We start from the raw sequence: 18,760 nt of genomic DNA, 5'->3' as shown, positions 1-18,760 counted from the left end.
GCTCGTAGCGTCCGGAGGCAGGATGACCGACGAACGCGAAGGAGACCCGACCCATGATCCTTGTCACCGGCGGCACCGGCAATGTCGGCGCCAATATCGTCCGCCAGTTGCTTGACGCGGGCGAGCAGGTCCGCGTCCTCACCCGCGCCCCGGGCGAGCACTCGCTTCCTGGCGAGGCCGAGATCGTGCGGGGCGACCTGAGCCAGCCGGAAACCCTGCCCGCCGCGCTGGCCGGGATCGAGCGGGTATTCCTGTTCCCCGTCTTCGACGCGATCGCCGGCTTTCTCCGCGCGGGGCGGCAGGCAGGGCTGCGGCACGTCGTCCTGCTGTCCTCCGCCGCTGCCGGCTTTCCCTCGCGCGGCTGGATCGGCGAACAGCACCTGCGCGCCGAGCAGGCCGTGGCCTCCTCCGGGCTGCCCTGGACCTTCGTGCGGCCGGACGCGTTCATGACCAACGATCTCGCCTGGGCGCCCCAGATCGCCGTCGGCGGAGTCGTTCGCGGCGCGTACGGCGAGGCCGCGCTGGCCCCTGTCGACCCGGGCGACATCGCCGCGGTCGCCGTCCACGCCTTTCTCAAGGAGCGCGTCGGCGATACGTACACCGTCACGGGACCGCAGTCGCTCACCCACCTCGACCGGGTGCGGATCATCGGGGAAACGATCGGCCGGCTGATCCGGTTCGAGGAACTGCCCCGGGACACGGTCAGGCAGCAGATGGTCCAGCACGGCATGCCGGCGCCGGCCGCCGACGAACTCCTCGACGGGCTCGCGGCAAGAGTCGGCGAGCCCGCTGCGACACTGCCCACGGTCGAGGAGGTCACCGGACGGCGTGCGTCCACCTATGCCGAATGGGTCTCCCGGCATCGGGCGGCATTCGCTCCCACAGTGACCTCATGACCGAGCTCCCCGAGGCCAGTGGTAGACACAGCACCCGCCTCCATGTCGGCAATCTGCTGCCGACCCGCGACCACATCCTCGTCGGCGGGGGCACCCTCGAACCGCTGCTCGACCAGGCCCGCCGGGGGTGCCTCGAACCACGCTGGAGATGATCAACGTACGCGCCAGCCAGATCAACGGCTGCGGTCTGGGCGTTGACATGCACACGCGCGCCCTGCGGGCGGCCGGGGAACGCCTGGAGCAGGCTCGATGTGGCCAGTCACCAGGCTGGCGGCGAGTGGGTCGCCTCGCTCCTCCAGTCGCAACTCGGGCGAGAGCAAAAACAGTCATTCAAATGACATTTGACATCGATGTGACATAATAGCGGTATGATGGAGACCATGCCACGGCTGCTGCTCGACGCCGGCCGTACCAGAAGGAATCGCGCGTGGGTCGCGGTCCAGCGGCGGCGGCTGCGCGAGAGCGTCGCCCACGCCCGCGCCCACTCGCCCTACTACCGCGACCTCTACCGAGGGCTGCCGGACGGAGTCGACGACCCGGCTGCACTGCCGGTCACCGACAAGAAGGCGCTGATGGCCGACTACGACCGGTGGGCCAGTGACCGAGAGGTGACACTGGAGCGCGCTCGCGCCTTCGTGGCGGATCCCGAGCTGATCGGCGCCCGCTTCCTCGGCCGCTACCTGGTGGTGACCACGTCGGGGACTACCGGAAATCCGGCGATCTTCGTCAAGGACGAGAGAGACATCGCGGTCAACTACGCCATGAGCGCCCGGATGATGGGCTCCTGGCTCAACGCCCGCGACATCACCCGCATCCTGGCCGGCGGCGGGCGGATGGCCATCGTGGCCGCGCGGAACGGGCATTTCATGGTCTCCGCCGGCGCCGCCCGCATGCGCGCGCACCGGCTGCAGCGCAAGGCGATCCGGCTGTTCTCCGTGCACGCCCCGCTGGCCGAGCTGGTCGCCGAGCTCAACGCGTTCCGTCCTGCCCTGCTGCTGGGATACGGCAGCGTGCTGCGTATGCTCGCCGCGGAGCAGGAGGCTGGCCGGCTGCGCGTCGCGCCGGTCCTGGTGGAGCCGGCCGGCGAAACCCTGACCGAGGACGACTACGCGCTGCTGGGCCGCGCGTTCGGCGCCAAGGTGCGCGACACTTACGGTGCCAGCGAGTGCCCCTTCCTCACCGAGGGCTGCGCGCACGGCTGGTATCACGTCAACGGAAACTGGGTCCTGGCCGAACCGGTCGAAGCCGACTACTCACCAACCCCTCCCGGCGAGCAGTCGCACACCGTCCTGGTGACCAACCTCGCCAACCGGGTGCAGCCGATCCTGCGCTACGACCTCGGCGACAGCGTGCTGCAGCGGCCGGACCCGTGCCCGTGCGGCAACCCGCTGCCCGCCCTGCGCGTGCGAGGACGCGTGGCCAACGTGCTCACTTTCGGGAGCGGGGCCGGCGGCGGCTCCGCGGTGATCGCGCCGCTGATGCTCAACACGCTGGTCGACCGCACGCCGGGGGTCCAGCTCTATCAGATCGTCCAGACAAAGCCCACGACCCTGCGTGTACGGCTGCGCGTCACGCCGGGAGCGGACCCCGGCACGGTGTGGCGCGAGGTGCGCGACGGGATCGCCGGCCTGCTCGCCGAGCACGGCCTCGATCATGTCATCCTGGAACGTACCGCGGAACCGCCGGAGCAGTCCCACGGCGGCAAATACCGCACGGTCGTCCCGCTGAAGGATCCCCATGACGCCAGACCCTGATCGCCCCGGACTACGCGAGCGCAAGAAGGCGGACACCCGGGCGTCCATCCAGCGGCACGCGCTGCGCCTGTTCAGTGAGCAGGGCTACGACGCGACCAGCGTCGAGCAGATCGCCGAGGCGGCCGACGTCTCGCACCGGACCGTGTTCCGCTACTTCCCGACCAAGGAATCCCTGGTCATCCTCGACGACTACGACGCCCTCCTCACCACGGCCATGGCGGCGCAACCGGCGGAGCTCGGGCCGGTTCAGGCGCTGCGCAACGCCTTTCGCGCGATGTTCACCGACCTGACCGACGCCGACGTGACCGCCAAGCGGGAACGGCAGGCCCTGGTGCTCAGCGTCCCCGCGCTGTGGGCGGCCAGCCTCGCCAACGTCACCAGGACCAAGCAGACCCTCACCGATCTCGTCGCCTCCCGGCTCGCCCGTCCGCCGGACGACGCCCGGGTCAGAGCCGCCGCGGGCGCGGTGTTCGGCATCCTGCTGTCCGTCTGGCTCGACTGGGCGGACGATCCGGAGCTGGACGCCCCGGCCGTACTGGACGCCGCGCTCGCCCAGTTGCGAGCGTGAACCGGTCGTGTGGCGGGTTAGACGCTCCGGGCCCTCCTGCGAGCCTGCGGGCATGTCGCGTTTCCACCATGCCCTTGGAAAGCCCCGGAGAGGTCGACGGCGCAAACGACAACGCGCCGGACACAGTCAGCCGGGCAGGATGTCCGCAACGATCGGGACCGGCTCAGGAGCCCGGTGCGGCGCACGTCCTCCGGCTGGGCGGAGATCTCCTAGGATGAGGCGCTGGATCTGGTCGCGGACCGACCCGCCGAGATCAGGGACGAGCACGGCGCGGACGCGGCGGCGCGTGCGCCAATGATCTGACCGACCCGATGATCATCGACAGGCTCGGCGGCACCCCCGTGCTCAACGGCGTGCCGGTGACGCTCGACCCGGCGGGCGAGTCCTGACCGGCGCGCTCACGACCCCGCTCGGAAGAGCGGGATTATGACCTCGTCCACGAGCTGGGTGACCAGTTCCTCGGCCGGGGCTTTGGCGCCGAACAGGAAGTGGGCGTAGATCAGTGTCGGTCCGGCGCTGAGCCGGTTCGGCGTGATCGACTCGCTGCCGATCTCGCCGCGCGCGACGGCCCGGCCGGTGACGTCGCGCATCGCGTTCATGCCCAGGCCCAGGACGAGCCGGCGCACCTCGTCCGTGCGGTCGAGATCACGGCGCCCGTCGCCAACCAGGCCACGCATCACCTCACCCGTCACGCCGGCCAGCAGTTCGGCCACGTCGAGGCAGAGCCGCAGCACGTCATCGCGGAAGCCGCCGGTGTCCGGCGGCTCGATGGCGGAGTCCAGCACGAACGCGATCGCCTCGCGCACCAGGTCCGCGCGCGCAGGCCAGCGCCGGTAGATCGACGCCTTCCCGGTCCGCGCGCGCACCGCGACACCTTCGACGGTGAGTCGCGCGTACCCGTGTTCGGCCAGTTCGGCGAGCACCGCCTGGATAATGGAGATGTGAAGTTCCTCGCCTCGGCGGCGCGGCTTTCGGCGAAAGTCGTCAGTCATGGAATAGAGGCCCTCTATCGGGTCTCCTCGTCACTCGATTAAGTCTCTTACTGATGACTCTTAAGTCTCAGGAACGGGACATCATGGCGACCGAGGAGGCAGGCAATGCGTAAGACTGGACGTGGACAGGGGTCATCCACTACCAGGCAGGAGATCGTGGCCGCCGCGGACGGGGGTGCGAACCCGGCGCTGGTGCGCCGGTTCTTCGGCGGCATGGAGCAGCTGTTCAGCGCGGTCGTCGCCGAGGTGTTCCCAACGGACCGCGCGGTCGTCACCCTGCTGGACGGCCCGCGCGGCACCCTCGGCCGACGACTGCTCACCTACGTCACCAGCCTGCTCGGCTACGCCGTACGCGCCGAGCTCCTCGTCGCCGCCGGCCCCGACCAGCTCGCCGGCTGGGTCGCCCCGACCCTGCAGCGCTATCTCACCGGTCGGGCCCAAGCCGGCAGCCACCGAGCCGCTAGGCCGGCGTCGGCTCGGGCGGGAACCGAGGCTCCCGCCCGGCGCCCGGGCCATCACCCCGGAGCGACCCAGCGCCCGGCCGTCAGCCCTGAGCGGCGAGGACGGCTTCCAGAGCCTCCAGCGCGGCGACTGCCCTGGTGACGCCCATCTCACCGGTGAAGCGCACCGCGTCGCGGACCTCGTCCACGCTCGCGGCGGCCAGCGCCAGCTTGACGTGCCGGCGGAACGACGGGCCCAGCTCGCCGAGCGTGACATGCGCGGTCAGCGCGACGAACGCGCGCTCGCGCGCGGACAGCCGATCCTCGGTCCAGGCCCGGCCGAGGCGAGAGGCGAGAAACTCCCCCAGCCACTGGTCGGCCACCGGCACCACGGCTTCGGCCCGCTCCTCGCCGCTCCGTTCCGGGTCGACGTCGGCGGCGACCTTGAGCCCCAGCTCGGCGCCGTATCGCCGCAATGCCTCCAGCGAGCTGGCCGCAGCCGGATAGCCGGCGTACGGGGCCACGAAGCGGATCAGCGCGAGCATGTCGCCATAGGAGACGCCGTGCATGTTCATCGCCTGGATGTGCATCTTGAACGCGAGCCCGACGTTGGCCAGGCAGATGTCGTGCGCGGTGACCTGGAGCAGCTTCTCCCGCGCGCTCGTGCCCGACAGGCCGAACGTGGCACCGCCCGTCTCCAAAGCCATCCGCTCGAACTCGGCGTCCACGTCGGCCAGCGGACCACTGGGCAGCTTTGCCATGTCATCGTCCTTTCCGTCTCGGCATTACTTGCCCGGCGATGCTATGTCCCCGTCTAGCGACTTTCAAGTCATTGCATGAGGATATAAACGCCATTCGACGGACCGGTCAACCGACCGATTCAGCCGCGGTCGCCCCACCTGCGCTCGGACTCACCGATGGCTGACCGCCGACGAGGCTTGCGCCAGCGCCCACAGCGCTGTGCAGACGATCAGCGCCCCCATCATCACCAGAGCCTGGGCGGCTCCCGTCGGATGACAGATGCGCCACACTGAGCCGGCGGCGTTTCGTTGAGCATCATGAGGACGGAATTGCGGGGAAGAACGGTTCTGATCACCGGCGGCACCAGCGGCATCGGGCGGGCACTGGCCGAGGAACTCGACCGGCGTGGCAACACCGTGGTCGTCTGCGGCCGGCGCACGGATCGGCTGACGGAGCTGCGCGAGCGGCATCCGGGCATAGCCGTACATCAGTGTGATCTGGCCCTCGACGGCCAGCGGCAGCAGTTGGCCGACCAGCTGGCAAAGGAGTTCCCGAGCCTTGACATGGTGGTCAACAACGCCGGGATCCAGCTGGGGTCCGACGTTTCCCGGCCGATCGACCCAGCGCGGCTGCGGGCGGAGACCGACGTCAACGTGATCGCACCCACCCACCTCACTTCACTGCTCGCCGGGCAGCTGGCCGGGAAGCCGGGTGCCACCGTCGTCAACATCACGTCGGCACTGGCGTTTGCACCGCTGGTCACGGTCGCCTTCTACAGCGCCACCAAGGCCGCCATACACTCCCTGACGATCTCTATGCGCGAGCAGCTGAAGAAACTCGGAATCCGGGTAGTAGAGGTCGCACCACCAGCGGTGGACACCGAACTCGGCAGCGACCTGCGGGACGACCTCACCGCCACGCACGGCGGCATGCGGGTCGCCGAATTCGTGGCCGAGACCATCGCCGGCCTCGAAGCGGGCGCCGAAGAGATCCTCGTGGGTCTCTCCCAGCAGCTTAAGGCCGACCCGGAAGGGATGTTCGGCACGCTGAACTCAATGTTCGACCGGGGCCTTATGTTTGGTCCGGGCCAGATGTTCGGCCAGTAACGCGACCTCCAACGAAAACCCGGCTGCACCCGGCGAATCCCTCAAAACCGGGTACAGCCAGCGTCCGCGTCGGATGTACGGGCCGCGGAGACCAGAGTCAGCTCACCGTGGCGTTCGCTCGATCGCGCCAGGCGGCGAATCGGGCCGCGGCGTCGTCCGTGGGCACGCCGAGCTGTTCCCACATCTGGTTGAAGTCGTAGAAGAAGCGTTCTGTGGCGATCAGCTCGTCGCGGACGTACCAAAGGCACACATACGGCAGCTCGAACGCGGCGCCGGTGGGCTCGATGCCAGCCAGCGGGCCGCGCATCGTCCCGGTGATCGTGCCCACCGCCATCACCAGGTCGTCGATCTCCACGAACTCGTCCATCTGCACCGCGTAGTCGGGAAACGCCCCCAGGAACGCGGTGAACTGCTGCTGGGCCTCCCGCTTGCCGTGCGAGGCCGACTGGAAGGCGACGGTCTCGAACACGACGTCCTCGTGGCACCGCTCCAGGCAACCGGGCACGTCACCGCTGGTCTTCGCGGTGGAATGCGCCCGCACCACCTCTTTCGGCGTCATGGCCGCCCCCTTTTCGCTTCTCGTTGTACGTCGACGAATAAACCGTAGGAAGCCGGGGCGGGCGACGCATCTGCCACTCGACCGGTCACCTCGGCCCTGGCCGCCGCCTCGGCGTCAGGGAAGAGGGTGACCGTCATGCAGTCCCCTCTCCCGCGTTGGCCACGGCATACAGCACGCTGCCGCTTCCTCCGGAATGCGGTCCGCGAACTCACGATCCACGTGCTTGATCATCTCGTCGAAGTAACGGTGCCGATGTCGGGTGCGCGGAACGCTGGCGGCGCACTCGGAGTCAGGGGCGGTATGGGCGGAGCCGCGGCCACCACCCGGGCACGGTCGCGCAGTACTTCTCGTAGTCAGCGCCGAAACGTCGGCGGAGTTTTCGCTCCTCGTAGAAACGGACGAAGAGCACCACCGGGATCGCCATACCGGCCGCGTACACCAGGAGCCAACCGTTCCCGAACGCCATGGCCTGACCGACAACGGCCGCGAAGAGCCCCACGTACATCGGGTTGCGCACATACCTGTACAGGCCGCCGACGACGAGCCGATCCGGAGGCGCTGCGGGGATCGGCGTACCGAATCCCTCGACCACGAACCGGACGAATGCCTGAGCAAGGATGACGAGCCCGGCACTCAGGAGCACCACTCCCACGCCCCTGAGCGGCACCATCGCCCATGCCGGGAAGGGCTCGCGCAGCTGCCAGCGCGATATCCACCAGGGGATCAGCACAACAAACAGGCCGGGGCCCACCGCGAAGAACACCGCGCTCACCGTGGCCGCTGTCGATCTGCGCATGACCGCCTCCCCATTAATTCACCATATGATGAGATTATCCCCGGGAACGCCGCTGGTCAACGACGGGACCGTTCGGAGAAGTGCTCCGCTTGCCGACGGCGCCCGGCTTTTCGGGATGCGCTTGCACGAGAACGCGGCCGACCACGAGCCGATCGTCGACGCCTTCGAGAGAGGCGACCCGCAGGTCGGCCGCATGCTCCACGACCACTTCCTCGGTTACGCCTCCTGACCGGCGGCGACCAGCCGGCTCCGGCACCATGCTGCGACCGCTCGGATGTCGAAGCTTCTGTCGTGGGCGGCGAGGTAGCCGTCGGGCCGTATGAGCAGGACGCTGCCGTGCCGGGCGCCGAGCTTGCGGGCGAACTGGCTTGCGACGTCCACGAAGACGGGGGCGCCCATCTCGGCGGGATCGACCACCCCTTCGTCGATCACGAGGTGCGGCCGCACGGCGACGCCGTAGGTACCGGCCACGGCGGCGAAGAGAGCCGTGATCCGCCCGCGGTCCGCGACGAGATGATCTGCTTCTGCGTAGACGAACAACCCGTAGCCCGGGTCGCGCAGCACCTCGTACAGCCGGGTCGAGGGGCGGTGCGCGGTCCACAGGTCGACGTCGGGGATGCGGTCCCCGGAGCGCATCCTGCCCTCGCCCGCACCTTTGTGGGCATGACGGTAGTCCATGGCGAGCCCGGACAGGCGGCCCGCCAGGCGACGTTGCACCGGCGCTCGCCTGACCACTGTCCGGGTGACGATGCTCCGCGCCAGCCGCAGAACCGGGTTGGTGAGCGTGAAGAGGCGGAACATCTGATCGGTCCCGTGGCGCACGCTGGTGTGTACCGGATGGCGTTCGCTGTCGAAGGTGTCCAGGAGGCTTGCCGGAGCCTGGCCGCGCAGCACCATCGCGAGTTTCCAGCCCAGGTTGGCGGCGTCCTGGAGGCCCATGTTCATGCCTTGGCCCGCAGCCGGGCTGTGCGCGTGCGTGGCGTCTCCTGCGAGGAACACCCGGCCGGCGCGGATCGTCCGCACCTGCCGGCTGGGCGCCACATATCGGGTGAGCCACATGGGGTCGCGCAGCTCGATCGTTCTGCCCGCGATGGCGTTCACGGTGTCCTGCAGTTCTTCCAGCGTGAGGACGTCGTCGCGGGCGTGGTTCTGGCGCTCGAAATCCACGGCGAAAACGCGGACATACTCCCCCAGGAAGGGCAGGAGCGAGACGAACCCCCGAGAGGAGGTCAGGTTCGTGATCCGCGACCGTACGAGGTCCACGTCGGCCTTGACGTCGCCGATGAGGACCAGGCTGTCAAGTTGTCGACCGTCGAAGGGCAGGTTGACCAGCCGACGAACGCTGCTGTGCGAGCCGTCGGCGCCGACCAGATACCGGGCCCGCACCGGTTCCTCGCGCCCGTCCTCGCCGCGCAGCGTCGCCACCACGTGGTCCTGCCCTGGGGAGAGGTCGACGAGTTCCACGCCACGCTCGATCGGGACGTCGAGATCCTCCAGGCGCCCGGCGAGGATCTCCTCGGTCTGGCGTTGCGGGAGCACCAGCATGTAGGGGAACCGCGTGTCCAGGTGACGCATGTTCACGGACACGGGTTTGCCGGTGCGCTGCAGGCTCACATCCAGTCCGGGCGCCGGATAGCCGCGTTTGACGAACTCGTCGGCGAGCCCGGCGAGATCCATGATCTCCAGCGTTCTGGCGTGCACCACGAGGGCTTTGGACAACGAGTCCCGCGTACGTTCGCGGTCGATCACCCTTACGGCGACGCCACGGTGCGCCAGCTCTCCGGCTGCCATGAGACCGACCGGTCCGGCACCGACGACGAGAACCTCGCACATCCCCTCTTCGACGTTGGCCACCGTGCGCTCCTTCGCTCTGTCTGCTACGGACTTTATGCCAACAACTGTAGGCCAACAAGTGTTGGCCTACAGTTGTTCACATGACTGGTTACGACAGCGCCTGCGTGCGGGATGGGGCGGGAACTCAGGCCTCGACGCCGAGCTCGCCGGTGAGGTAGTACTGCAGGACCGGGTGATGTCGCGGATCAGGCAACCGGCGGCCACGCAGAATCACGTGCGGTGACAAAGGTTCGGGGCCATGGAGAAACGACGAACGCGTCACGATCTGCCGTGCCCGCGCGGCAGGCGGAAGCACCTTGACATGGCCAGGGTTGGTCGGCCGGTCTGACATGCCACATCTGCCGGCTGACCGGTCATGGCTGGGAGTTCAGTATCTGATGTGAGGGGGAATGCTGACACGGCGGAAGGCGCATCCTCTTGAACGCGTGGGATCGCGGCGTCGTTTCTGCAAACATGATCCGTCACATGATGGATCCGGCGCGTGTCGGGATGCTCACGGCGACCGTGGAAGCGCCGCTGGCGCCCCACCAAGGGCGCTCCGGCTCCCCGCCGGCGCCGTTACCGCGCGCCTCCGCGACTGGTGCACGCGCGGTTAGGGGTCCTGGCTCGCTCGAAGGGGCGGCCACCGTGCCGGTGCAGTGTTACCGCACGCGCGTAGTGCGCCTCGGCGTCGCCGTCCTTTGGCGAGCAGGGCACGGCAGCGCTCCGCGACCGCCATGGCCCAGGGCTGGCGCGGCTGTGCCGCCCAGCTCCCGAATCACGGGTGCACTGGGCGATGACCGACGTGATGTGCCGTCGGCTGGCCCGCGCCTCCGCACCGTCGTGGCGGCCGGCATGACCAGGCCAGATGCGCAGGAAGCGAACCCTGGCACGTGGCTAACCGGCATGTTCTTTCAGTTTCGCCGAAGTGTCGCGCTGGCTGGGACGCTGCCCCGGGTACTCATGGCGCGTGCCAGTAGCTTCAGATTGAGCGCCTGGGCGCTCGCCCGGTGAGATAGCGCTGCAACGTCGGCGCGACCCAATCGGCGAGCTCGTCGGGATCAGCGGTGACCAGTGCCTCGGCCCGTACGGCGTACCGGGTGATCGCCAGCCCGACGAGCTGGCTGGCCGTGAGCGTCGCGCGCAGGTCGGGGTGGTCCATGCCCAGGGCCCGGATGAGCTTGACGAGCAGGTCGGCGGCCAGGAAGTCCCTGACCTGGGAGGCGGCGTGCTCGTTGGTGGCGGCCGAGCGGATGACGCCGAGCAGCGGGCCGGGGGAGTCGACGTCCCCCAGCAGGTCGAAGGCGTAGCCGAGCAGCCGGCGCCCCAGGCTGGAGCGCGGACCGTCAAGCAGCATGACGATCGTGCGGTCCGGCTGGAACACCTCCGCGACGACCGCGCTGAACAGCTGGTCCTTGCCGCCGAAGAACCTGCGTACGAGTGCGGGGTCGACGCCGGCGTCGGCGGCGACCTGCCGTACGCTTGTGCCGTCGTAGCCGCTGGAGCTGAACGAGCCGGCAGCGGCGGCCACGATCTCCTGCCTGGTGGTCGATGTCCCGGGGCGGCGTCCCGTCTTACGCATGGTCTCCTCCTCGAGATCTATCGTATATCCCCTTGCTGTGGCCAAAAAGTCCCCCAATAAGGACTTCATCGCGAATGACGGGAGCTGGCAGCCGAGCTGATCGCCGTACGGCTCGGCGGCGCGCCTGGACAACGCTATCGGCCTCGCCCGTCCCCAACCTCGTCTTCCGAGGCGCCCCAGACGGCCTGGGCGCATCGGCGACACACACCTGGCCATTGACAGACGTCGCGCTCCCTGCATTGTCGTGCGAAGCGCACATCTATCGGGCAACCGGTCCTCGGACTTCGTGGGTACGTCATCGGAACATCGTGCCCGTGGCACCTGGCCGTCGCGCGCATGTCTCCTGTTGATGACTTTCCAGCAGCGGTTGGTATATCCTCGTACGAGGACTTGTAGGTCAATAGATGGGGACTTATTTCGTGAATGCCTTGATTCGCAGGTACAGCAGGGGTGCCGGCACCATGGAGGACCTGATGCACCGGGTCGAGACCCAGTTCGCCAGCCAGCTTTCGGGCGAGGACGGTTCGGCGGAAGTGAGGGTGCCCGAGGGCATCGCCGCCTACTACGCCATCGCCGCCGACGATGGGACGGTGGTCACCGTCACGCTGTTCGAGACCGAGGAGCACGCTCGCCGTGCCGGTGCGGGCGCGGAGCGCATCCGCCAGGCGCTGGCCGACTTTCAGGTCGAGGAGCTGGGCACCGTGACCGGGGAGGTGGCGATCGCCAAGGTCGCCCGCGTGTAGAGATGTGAACCCGTCCGGCATTGATGGGGGCTCCTGCTGTCCATCAAACCCGGACGGGTTCAAACCACTGTGCCCGGACCGCCACGACTACGCCGCTTGCCGCCTCTTCCAGGGGCCCTTGGGCGTCTCCCCCGAGCTTCGCACCCCCAGCGAGCAGGACCCGTGGACGCACGTCGGGGCGGGGACCGATCTCGAACACTGATCAGGGACTACGCACCCGGCATAGCCGGCCTCCAATCTGCGAGTTCGCTCGATATGCGCGACTTCGTGTCGCACCACTGAGGAAGAGCTACACCCAAAGCGATTCGCCGACTCGCTCCGCCGACACCTGGCCAAGCTCGGCGGCCTGGCCCTCAAAGACCGCGTGGGCGGCGCCGTTACCGGCCGAGCGGCGCTTCCATGCCTCAGGCGGGGCCCGGGCGGTCGCGGTGCTGGCATGGATCTGCCCGCCCCACCCCTTTCCGATCCACTGGTGCTTGGGCACCGCGACCACATAGCTGAGGTGGCGCTTCTAGGAAGTGCCGGAACGTGAACTCCATGCCGTATGCCTCATCGGCCGTGACCCACGGTACGCCCGGCTGGCAGTCCTCCGCTGCGAACTGGCAGGGCCGCGACGGTGCCAAGACCGCGCTGCTGTCGGCGTACCCGACCACTCCAATCCGGCACGTGTTTGCCGATCAGAGGCTCCCCGGTCGGCTGGTGAACTGAGTCCGCGACACCCTGCGCACCACGTGGGAGATCGTCCGTAAGCCCGCTGATCAGCGAGGGCTCAGCGTCATCGCGCGACGTTGGGCGGTGGAAGAGACACTTGTCTGGCTGACCGCTTGTCGCCGTCCGACCCGCGACTGCGAACGGGACCCAAAGGTCGCCGAAGCGATCATCCGCTGGGCCGCCATCGCCGGTATGGGCCGCTGTCTCACCAGGAGTGGTCCTGCTCGGCGAGCGGCCAGAATCGTCTGCGACTGACGAAGATGACCAATCTCGAATGGACCCAAGATAAACCACCTCATCCGCCGCCGAATCTGTCAGGCGGACCCGAGATTCGGCGTCGACAACATGGCAGAGTACGACACCGAGGGTCCGTACGTGCAGGCGGCCCCACGGGAAAGTCCGTGGGGCCGCCTCAGTCCTCAGCAGTGACTGAATACCACTGCAAGGGATCGTCATTTCTCCTGAGAGCCGACTTCAAGATATTGCTGGTACAACTGTCGGGAAAGCGCTGCATATGCATGCAAGTTGCGTGCGGATTCCCGAACCTCGCGACCACCCGTCGCGATCATTCTCTCTGCATGGAGCATGATCTTGTCCAGATAGGACAATACGTCGACCATTGGGGGAGCAAAGGTTCCGTGGTCCACCAGATTTGCCACCGACAACAGATACTCATCTGATACCAGCAGGTCGGTTCTAAGGTCTATGGTTTCTTCATCCACTCCCTTTGGGGGGCGCATGAGCTGTTTCCACAGGCTGTAGGAATCCATGAAGTCCATCTTCCCGAACCCTTCCTAATGATTAGCATCATACCAGAAGCTGACCAGCTTGCCATTCTGGACGATTCCTCCTGGACCTCCGTTCGGGCTCGTATACTTGGCCGCCCTCGTTCCATCGGCCAGCTCTACCAGTCGCGAATTCATTCTCGCTCTGGCGGGATTTGATTCAAGCCATGCCTTGGCATCGGCATGATATTCTTCTTCCGTCTTTCCAAGAGGCCTGCCATGTTTCTCGTAGTGATACGCGAAGCTGTCGGCAAGGCTTCTGTTGGGAGATGTCCAGACGGTGGCGAGGGCCTTATCGCATGGCGCTGTGTTGTGGACAAGGACCGATGTCTCGCCCGCCAGCACATAGTATGTGTGAAGGTCGTCGACTGTCAGGTTGTGCATGTAGCGCGCGCCGTCGAAGACGCGTACGGCGGTGATCTTCACGTGGTCGCCGCGTGGTGTCCGGAGGGCGTCTCCCACGCGTAGGTCGGCGGCGTCGACCCACTTCTTGGAGGTGGCGCTCCAGAACGGGTGGTGCTGGGTGGTGCGGATCGAGAGGGCTTTTCCGTCAGAATTTCTGATGGTGATGTCGGCCAGCTCGGTGTCGTGGTTGCGGTGCAGCGCCGTGACCTTCTCGGTGCTTGTCTTGCCCGTCTCGGGATCGGTGGCGAGGACCTTGTCGCCGACCTCGATGTCCTCGATGTCCTCGCGGGTGCCGTCGGCCATCAAGACGGGGGTGTCGGGGGCGAAGCTGTTGACGCAGTTCGTCGCCGATCTTGCACCCGTGGCCTTCTTGCCGCCTTTAAGGACCTTAAGCCTTTTGGCGAGCTTGCCCCAGGGGGAAATGGAAACAAGGGTCCCTAAGCAGCCTTTCCCTTTCCCATTCTTGCAACTCGCGATGTCATCTACCGGCCAAATTGCCTTTACAAGCCCCTTCAACAGGGAGTGGTTGTGGTCGTGCTGAGGTCGGGGCATCTCGTTCCATCGCATGTGCAGGACTACGCTGCAGAAGCTGGAGCCGCCTAGCCCTCCGTCCCGCTCTGACGTCACGCACTGCCTACGGGCCCATAGCCGCTGGTTGGCCCATTCTGGAGTATCCTCCTCATAAAGATGAGGGGCCATGGAGACGAGTTCCGTATTGGTGGGTATACGGACGCCTTCGATGACGGTCGCGTCCTGGACGCTGACCTGATCGACGTGCGGCTTTCGGCCGCCGGGAACATAGCCGCTCTGGTTGGCGATCGTGGTGGCGGTTGAACGAGCCGCGCTCGCCGCGCCCTTGACCACGCGATCAAACCACGATCCGAAGTCGAACAGCAGGCCGGTCGGGTCGCTGAAGGTGATCGGATTATTACCGGAGTAGGCGTATCCCTGGTATTGCTGCGGGTTCTGGACGTCCAGGATGGGGTCGACGCTGATGAAGCGGCCGGTGGACGGGTCATACTCGCGGGCCCCCAGGTGGGTCAGCCCTGTCGTCTGGGTGTCGTCGATGCCGCCGACGAAGCCCCTGGTGCCCGGCCAGCCGGTGATCTGGGCGCCTCGGGGACCGCCGAAGGGGAGCATCCGGCGCTGGGTGAGCTTCTGTGTAGCCGCCTCGATCGCGATCTGCCCGGTGCCCAGATGATCGGCGATGGTGAACGTCACCGATCCGTCGTCCTGCTGCACCGCCTGGTGACCGCCGCCCAGATCCAGGTAGCGGGTGGCCTTGGGGGTGGAGGCATCCTTGGCCAGGACGAGTTCGGTGCCACCCAGGTAGAGGGTGGTGTCGGTGGGTGTACGGCCGATCAGACGGTTGCCTTCGGCGTCGTAGAGGTACTCCGTGACCTTGCTGCCTTCGGTCACCTTCGCCAGGTGGCCTTCCACGTCCCATTCCAGGACCTGGCCGGGGCGGTTGGTGGTGTTGCCGGCGTCGTCGTAGTTGTAGGTGTCGGTAGTCGTGCCGGCCGGCCCCTTGGTGGTGACCGAGGTCAGGGCGTGCGGCCGGACGTCTCCGGGATCGGGGTAGGCGTAGGTGCGCGCGATGTTCTTGGCGACGTCGCCTGACGGGTCGTGCTGGGTTTCGGTGCGGCGGTTGCCCACCTTGTCGTAGGTGTAGGAGTGCCAGTAGGCGCCCGGCCCCGTCAACGCGGCACCCGAGGGGGTGGCGGTGCAGACGGCCGGGGTCCATGCGTCGGTGAGGCGGCGCAGATAGTCGTAGGCGAAACACTGGGTGTCGGTGCCGTCGCGGGAGACGTCCGCCACCGAGACGATGTTGCCGGCCTCGTCGTAGCGGTAGGTTGCGCTCCTGTCGGTGCCGGGCACGTCCTGGGTGTCCACGCTGTTGACTGCCAGCCGCTGGGTGCCCCACTCATAGCTATAACCCACGGTGGTGGCCTTGCCTCCCGCGCGGGACATCACGATCTCGCTGCGGTCGCCCGTGTGGAAGTAGCCGGTGGTGGCCGTGACGCCCAACCCGTTGACGACCGTCGGCCACAGCGTCTTGTCCTGATAGGCGAAGGCCACGGTGGCCGCTGGGAGTGCCCCTGCTGCCGGAAGCCCGAGGCCCTTGACCATTCCGGCGTCCTCATAGGAGGTCTTGAAGGTGTAGGTGCCCTTAAGCGCGCCCTCGACGTCGGGGATGACCACACTGGAGGAGGTCACCCGGTACAGCCGGTCGTAGGTGTCCACCCGCTGCACGTAGGCCTGTCCGTCCACATGCCGGATGGATTTGGCCAGTTGTCCCTTTGCCCCGGTGATCGTGTCGTACTCCCACGAAGCCAGCACCGCGCCGGCCGTGTCGCGCACTTCGGTCTTGCGTCCGAGCCCGTCGTAGACGTACTGGAGGACGGCTCCGCGAGCGTCCTGGGTCGAGGTGAGCTGGCCTCTGTCGCCGTAGTCGCTGGTACTGCGGCCTCTGTCGGGGTCCTCGGCCGCCACCTGGCGGCCCTGGAAGTCGTATTCGAAAGCCCAGTCGTTCCCGTCTGGATCAGTGATCGTCTTCAGCTTCCCGGCCGGGCTGTAGGTAAAGGTGGTGATATCAGCGGCCGAAGCCGCGCTGCGCTGATGATGCTGATGCAACTCCACGGTCTGGCCGCGGGCGTCGGCGACCGTCGTGGTGGCCGTGCCGCCGACAGGAGGGATGACCGTCACCCGGTCACCGCCGTAGATCGTGGTGGTCGTGCTCACCGGCTTGCCGCCGGTGCTGTTGCCCGCGACAAGCTCGGTCTTGGTCTCCCGGCCCAGCCCGTCGTAGCTGTGGTGGATCTGCGTCTCCACGCTGAGCGCGTCGTCCGGCTGGAACAGCCCGGTTGCAGGGGAGCCCGTGGCGAAGTAGGAGGTGAACTCGATCGCCTCGAGACCCCGCTCGTTGTAGAACGTGTCCGTGATCAGCCGGCCACCGTCCGGACCCGGTTCCTGCACCTGCCGCGGCCGCAGCAGCCCGTCGTACAGGGTGTAGGACGTCTGGATGGTGCCGTTGAGGCCGGTCGAGGTGGAGCCGACCGCGACCGGGTCGTTTCCAGTGATCCGGTAGTTGAACGCGTAGGAGGGGGTCTGTCCGGAGAGCCGGTCAGGCAGCCAGACCCTGGTCAGCCGCCCGAGGGCGTCGTAGGCCAGGTTAGTGACCTTGGTGTTGGTGTCCGTCATCGACAGCACCTGCCCGCGGGTGGCGTCGTGGGTGGTGGTGGCCGTCTGCGCGGTGGCCGGGTCACCGGGTTTGGCCGGCGGACCGGTCACCTTCGTCGTGGTGACGAACCCCGTCGCCGGGGCGCGCTGCGTGGTGGTGGTACGACCGTCCGCGCGGGCGGTCCTGGTGATCGTTCCATCCGCGGTGACCTTGACGGTCGCGGTCAGATCGGTGCTGGTCACCACCCGCCCGTAGGAGTCGTAGGTGGATCCGGACTCCAGGTAGACGGCAGTGCTTCCGTCGTATTCCTTCAACGTGGCCGTCGCGGTCGGCGACCCAGTCGTGGGAGCCGCTCCGTAGGCGCCACCGTCATAGGCGGTGCGCACATCAGTGATCACGTCACCCGGCCGTGCGGGGGTGGTGGCACACGTCTTGGCCACGACCTCCACCCGCGCGGGCAGCGTGAGGTTCCCGCCGACGTTGTTGGTGGCGTAGGTGGTGCGGGTGCACTTGTCGTCTGCGGCCGTCGCGTCGTCACCGAGGTCGTCGATGGTGATGATCCGCCCCGCTACGATCTCGTAGGTGTTCTTGGTGGTGGTGGTGCGCCACTTGACGCCTGCTCCGTCGTCCAGCGAGGTCCACGTCCTGCTCTGAGCGGCGCCGGTCAGGTTCGCGGTGATCGCTCCCCACGGCCGTGTCGCTGCCGCTGTCTGGTGCCGCCATGGCCTGGTCACCGACTTGGTCAGCACGTCGCCGCCCGGACCGGAGAATTCGACGGTCTTGTAGATGGCTCCGGCCAGCGCCTCGTGGTCGACGATCGGGTCCCCTTCACCGTCGCCCAGCGACACGCTGACGGATTTCGTCGCGTCACCATCGGGTGCGGCCTTGTCGCCGTGCATCCCGCGCAGGAAGTAGGTATCGGTCCGCGATGCCGCGGTGAGTACCTGCACGTGCTGATAGCCGCGCCACTGCGACCAGGTCTTGTGCTTCTCCTCGGTCAGCCCGTTGTCGTCGTCGTAGTGCCAGGCCGCGCCATCCAGGTAGTCGTACCTGAGCACCTGGTCCGGTGCGCCGCCGGTGCGGTCGGTCGCGGTGACGGCGGTGACCACGTACTTGTTGAACCACTGCTGGGTGGGAGGGTCGCTGACGCTTCCGCCGAAGAACTGCGGGAAACACCGGGTTGTGTTGGCGTGCGGAGTCGGTAACTTATCCCACGCGCACGCCGGCGCGGAGTACTCCGCGCCGATCTGACCGCCGTACTCATCGGCCACCGACGACAGCCGGCTCTTGATGAAGGGCGCGTACCCGTCACCGGTCTTGTCCAGCCGGTTGGCCAGCTGCGTGTACGCCAGCGAGACCTCCGGCAGGGTGATCGCCGTGCTCGCGGTATGACCGGTCCGCCGGATCGAATCCAGCAGCAACTGGTAGTCGACATCCGCCTGGCCCCACCGGTGCCCCAGTTGGAAGGAGTCGACCTTGCTGCCGCCGGCGTACGTCGTGATGGAGGTCAGCCGCTTACGGGTGAAGAACGACGGCGACAACCTTCCCTCGTCGCAGTCCTCGCCTTCGTCACAGTTCAGGTCCCAGGGGGTGTCGTACCAGTAGGCCGCGTCGGTTTCGATCGACGCACACGTGGTCAACTCGTTCGGCAGGCACCGTTCACCGCTC

15 protein-coding genes are annotated in these 18,760 nt (G+C 67.3%); 7 read left to right on the top strand and 8 right to left on the bottom strand.

The annotated features are described in order from the left end of the window. Positions 1-53 precede the first annotated feature (53 nt). From ABGB14_RS44960 to ABGB14_RS44945, 4 genes are all read left to right on the top strand, one after another. Positions 54-896, top strand: a complete 843-nt coding sequence (locus ABGB14_RS44960) for an NAD(P)H-binding protein (RefSeq protein ID WP_347650011.1) — start codon at positions 54-56, stop codon at positions 894-896. Next, a complete protein-coding gene (locus ABGB14_RS44955) occupies positions 893-1,048 on the top strand; it encodes a hypothetical protein (RefSeq protein WP_347650010.1) in 156 nt (51 codons plus the stop codon). Before ABGB14_RS44960 ends, ABGB14_RS44955 begins: the two co-directional genes overlap by 4 nt. A 216-nt stretch (positions 1,049-1,264) precedes the next feature. Beyond that, positions 1,265-2,650 (top strand): hypothetical protein, encoded by a 1,386-nt coding sequence (locus ABGB14_RS44950; RefSeq protein ID WP_347650009.1) that lies wholly within the window; start codon positions 1,265-1,267, stop codon positions 2,648-2,650. Next, positions 2,634-3,218, top strand: a complete 585-nt coding sequence (locus ABGB14_RS44945) for a TetR family transcriptional regulator (protein ID WP_347650008.1) — start codon at positions 2,634-2,636, stop codon at positions 3,216-3,218. The genes ABGB14_RS44950 and ABGB14_RS44945 overlap by 17 nt, the downstream gene beginning before the upstream one ends. A gap of 398 nt (positions 3,219-3,616) precedes the next feature. Here ABGB14_RS44945 and ABGB14_RS44940 read toward each other — a convergent pair whose 3' ends face one another. Next, complete coding sequence (locus ABGB14_RS44940) at positions 3,617-4,141, bottom strand: TetR/AcrR family transcriptional regulator (protein WP_347650007.1); 525 nt, start codon at positions 4,139-4,141, stop codon at positions 3,617-3,619. A gap of 174 nt (positions 4,142-4,315) precedes the next feature. Between ABGB14_RS44940 and ABGB14_RS44935 the strand changes: the two genes are divergently transcribed. Then, the gene (locus tag ABGB14_RS44935) at positions 4,316-4,813 is read left to right on the top strand and encodes a hypothetical protein (protein ID WP_347650006.1); all 498 of its coding nucleotides are present in this window, start codon (positions 4,316-4,318) and stop codon (positions 4,811-4,813) included. On the opposite strand, the gene ABGB14_RS44930 is transcribed toward ABGB14_RS44935, so the two are convergent. Beyond that, entirely contained in the window at positions 4,755-5,411 is a 657-nt protein-coding gene (locus ABGB14_RS44930; RefSeq protein WP_347650005.1) for a hypothetical protein, read from the bottom strand. The genes ABGB14_RS44935 and ABGB14_RS44930 overlap by 59 nt on opposite strands. A gap of 297 nt (positions 5,412-5,708) precedes the next feature. On the opposite strand from ABGB14_RS44930, the gene ABGB14_RS44925 reads away from it, so the two are divergent. Further along, entirely contained in the window at positions 5,709-6,497 is a 789-nt protein-coding gene (locus ABGB14_RS44925) for an SDR family NAD(P)-dependent oxidoreductase (protein WP_347650004.1), read from the top strand. Positions 6,498-6,594: 97 nt separating this feature from the next. On the opposite strand, the gene ABGB14_RS44920 is transcribed toward ABGB14_RS44925, so the two are convergent. From ABGB14_RS44920 to ABGB14_RS44905, 4 genes are all read right to left on the bottom strand, one after another. After that, entirely contained in the window at positions 6,595-7,056 is a 462-nt protein-coding gene (locus ABGB14_RS44920) for an ester cyclase (RefSeq protein ID WP_347650003.1), read from the bottom strand. Positions 7,057-7,345: 289 nt separating this feature from the next. After that, a complete protein-coding gene (locus tag ABGB14_RS44915) occupies positions 7,346-7,819 on the bottom strand; it encodes an isoprenylcysteine carboxylmethyltransferase family protein (RefSeq protein ID WP_347650002.1) in 474 nt (157 codons plus the stop codon). 249 nt (positions 7,820-8,068) lie between these two features. Further along, the gene (locus ABGB14_RS44910; protein WP_347650001.1) at positions 8,069-9,706 is read right to left on the bottom strand and encodes an FAD-dependent monooxygenase; all 1,638 of its coding nucleotides are present in this window, start codon (positions 9,704-9,706) and stop codon (positions 8,069-8,071) included. 961 nt (positions 9,707-10,667) lie between these two features. Beyond that, entirely contained in the window at positions 10,668-11,267 is a 600-nt protein-coding gene (locus tag ABGB14_RS44905; RefSeq protein WP_347650000.1) for a TetR family transcriptional regulator, read from the bottom strand. A gap of 461 nt (positions 11,268-11,728) precedes the next feature. Here ABGB14_RS44905 and ABGB14_RS44900 point away from each other — a divergent pair, with 461 nt between their 5' ends. Next, the gene (locus ABGB14_RS44900; protein ID WP_347649999.1) at positions 11,729-12,010 is read left to right on the top strand and encodes a hypothetical protein; all 282 of its coding nucleotides are present in this window, start codon (positions 11,729-11,731) and stop codon (positions 12,008-12,010) included. 1,163 nt (positions 12,011-13,173) lie between these two features. On the opposite strand, the gene ABGB14_RS44895 is transcribed toward ABGB14_RS44900, so the two are convergent. Next, positions 13,174-13,491, bottom strand: coding sequence for a hypothetical protein (locus ABGB14_RS44895; protein WP_347649998.1), 318 nt, complete (start codon positions 13,489-13,491; stop codon positions 13,174-13,176). Positions 13,492-13,515: 24 nt separating this feature from the next. Beyond that, the gene (locus tag ABGB14_RS44890; protein WP_347650053.1) at positions 13,516-17,991 is read right to left on the bottom strand and encodes a polymorphic toxin-type HINT domain-containing protein; all 4,476 of its coding nucleotides are present in this window, start codon (positions 17,989-17,991) and stop codon (positions 13,516-13,518) included. Positions 17,992-18,760: the final 769 nt, after the last annotated feature.

This window comes from Nonomuraea sp. B10E15 (assembly GCF_039871615.1).
Lineage (GTDB): Bacteria > Actinomycetota > Actinomycetes > Streptosporangiales > Streptosporangiaceae > Nonomuraea.
The sequence above is the reverse complement of the archived record's forward strand: the minus strand, read 5'-3'. Positions and strand labels throughout refer to the sequence as shown.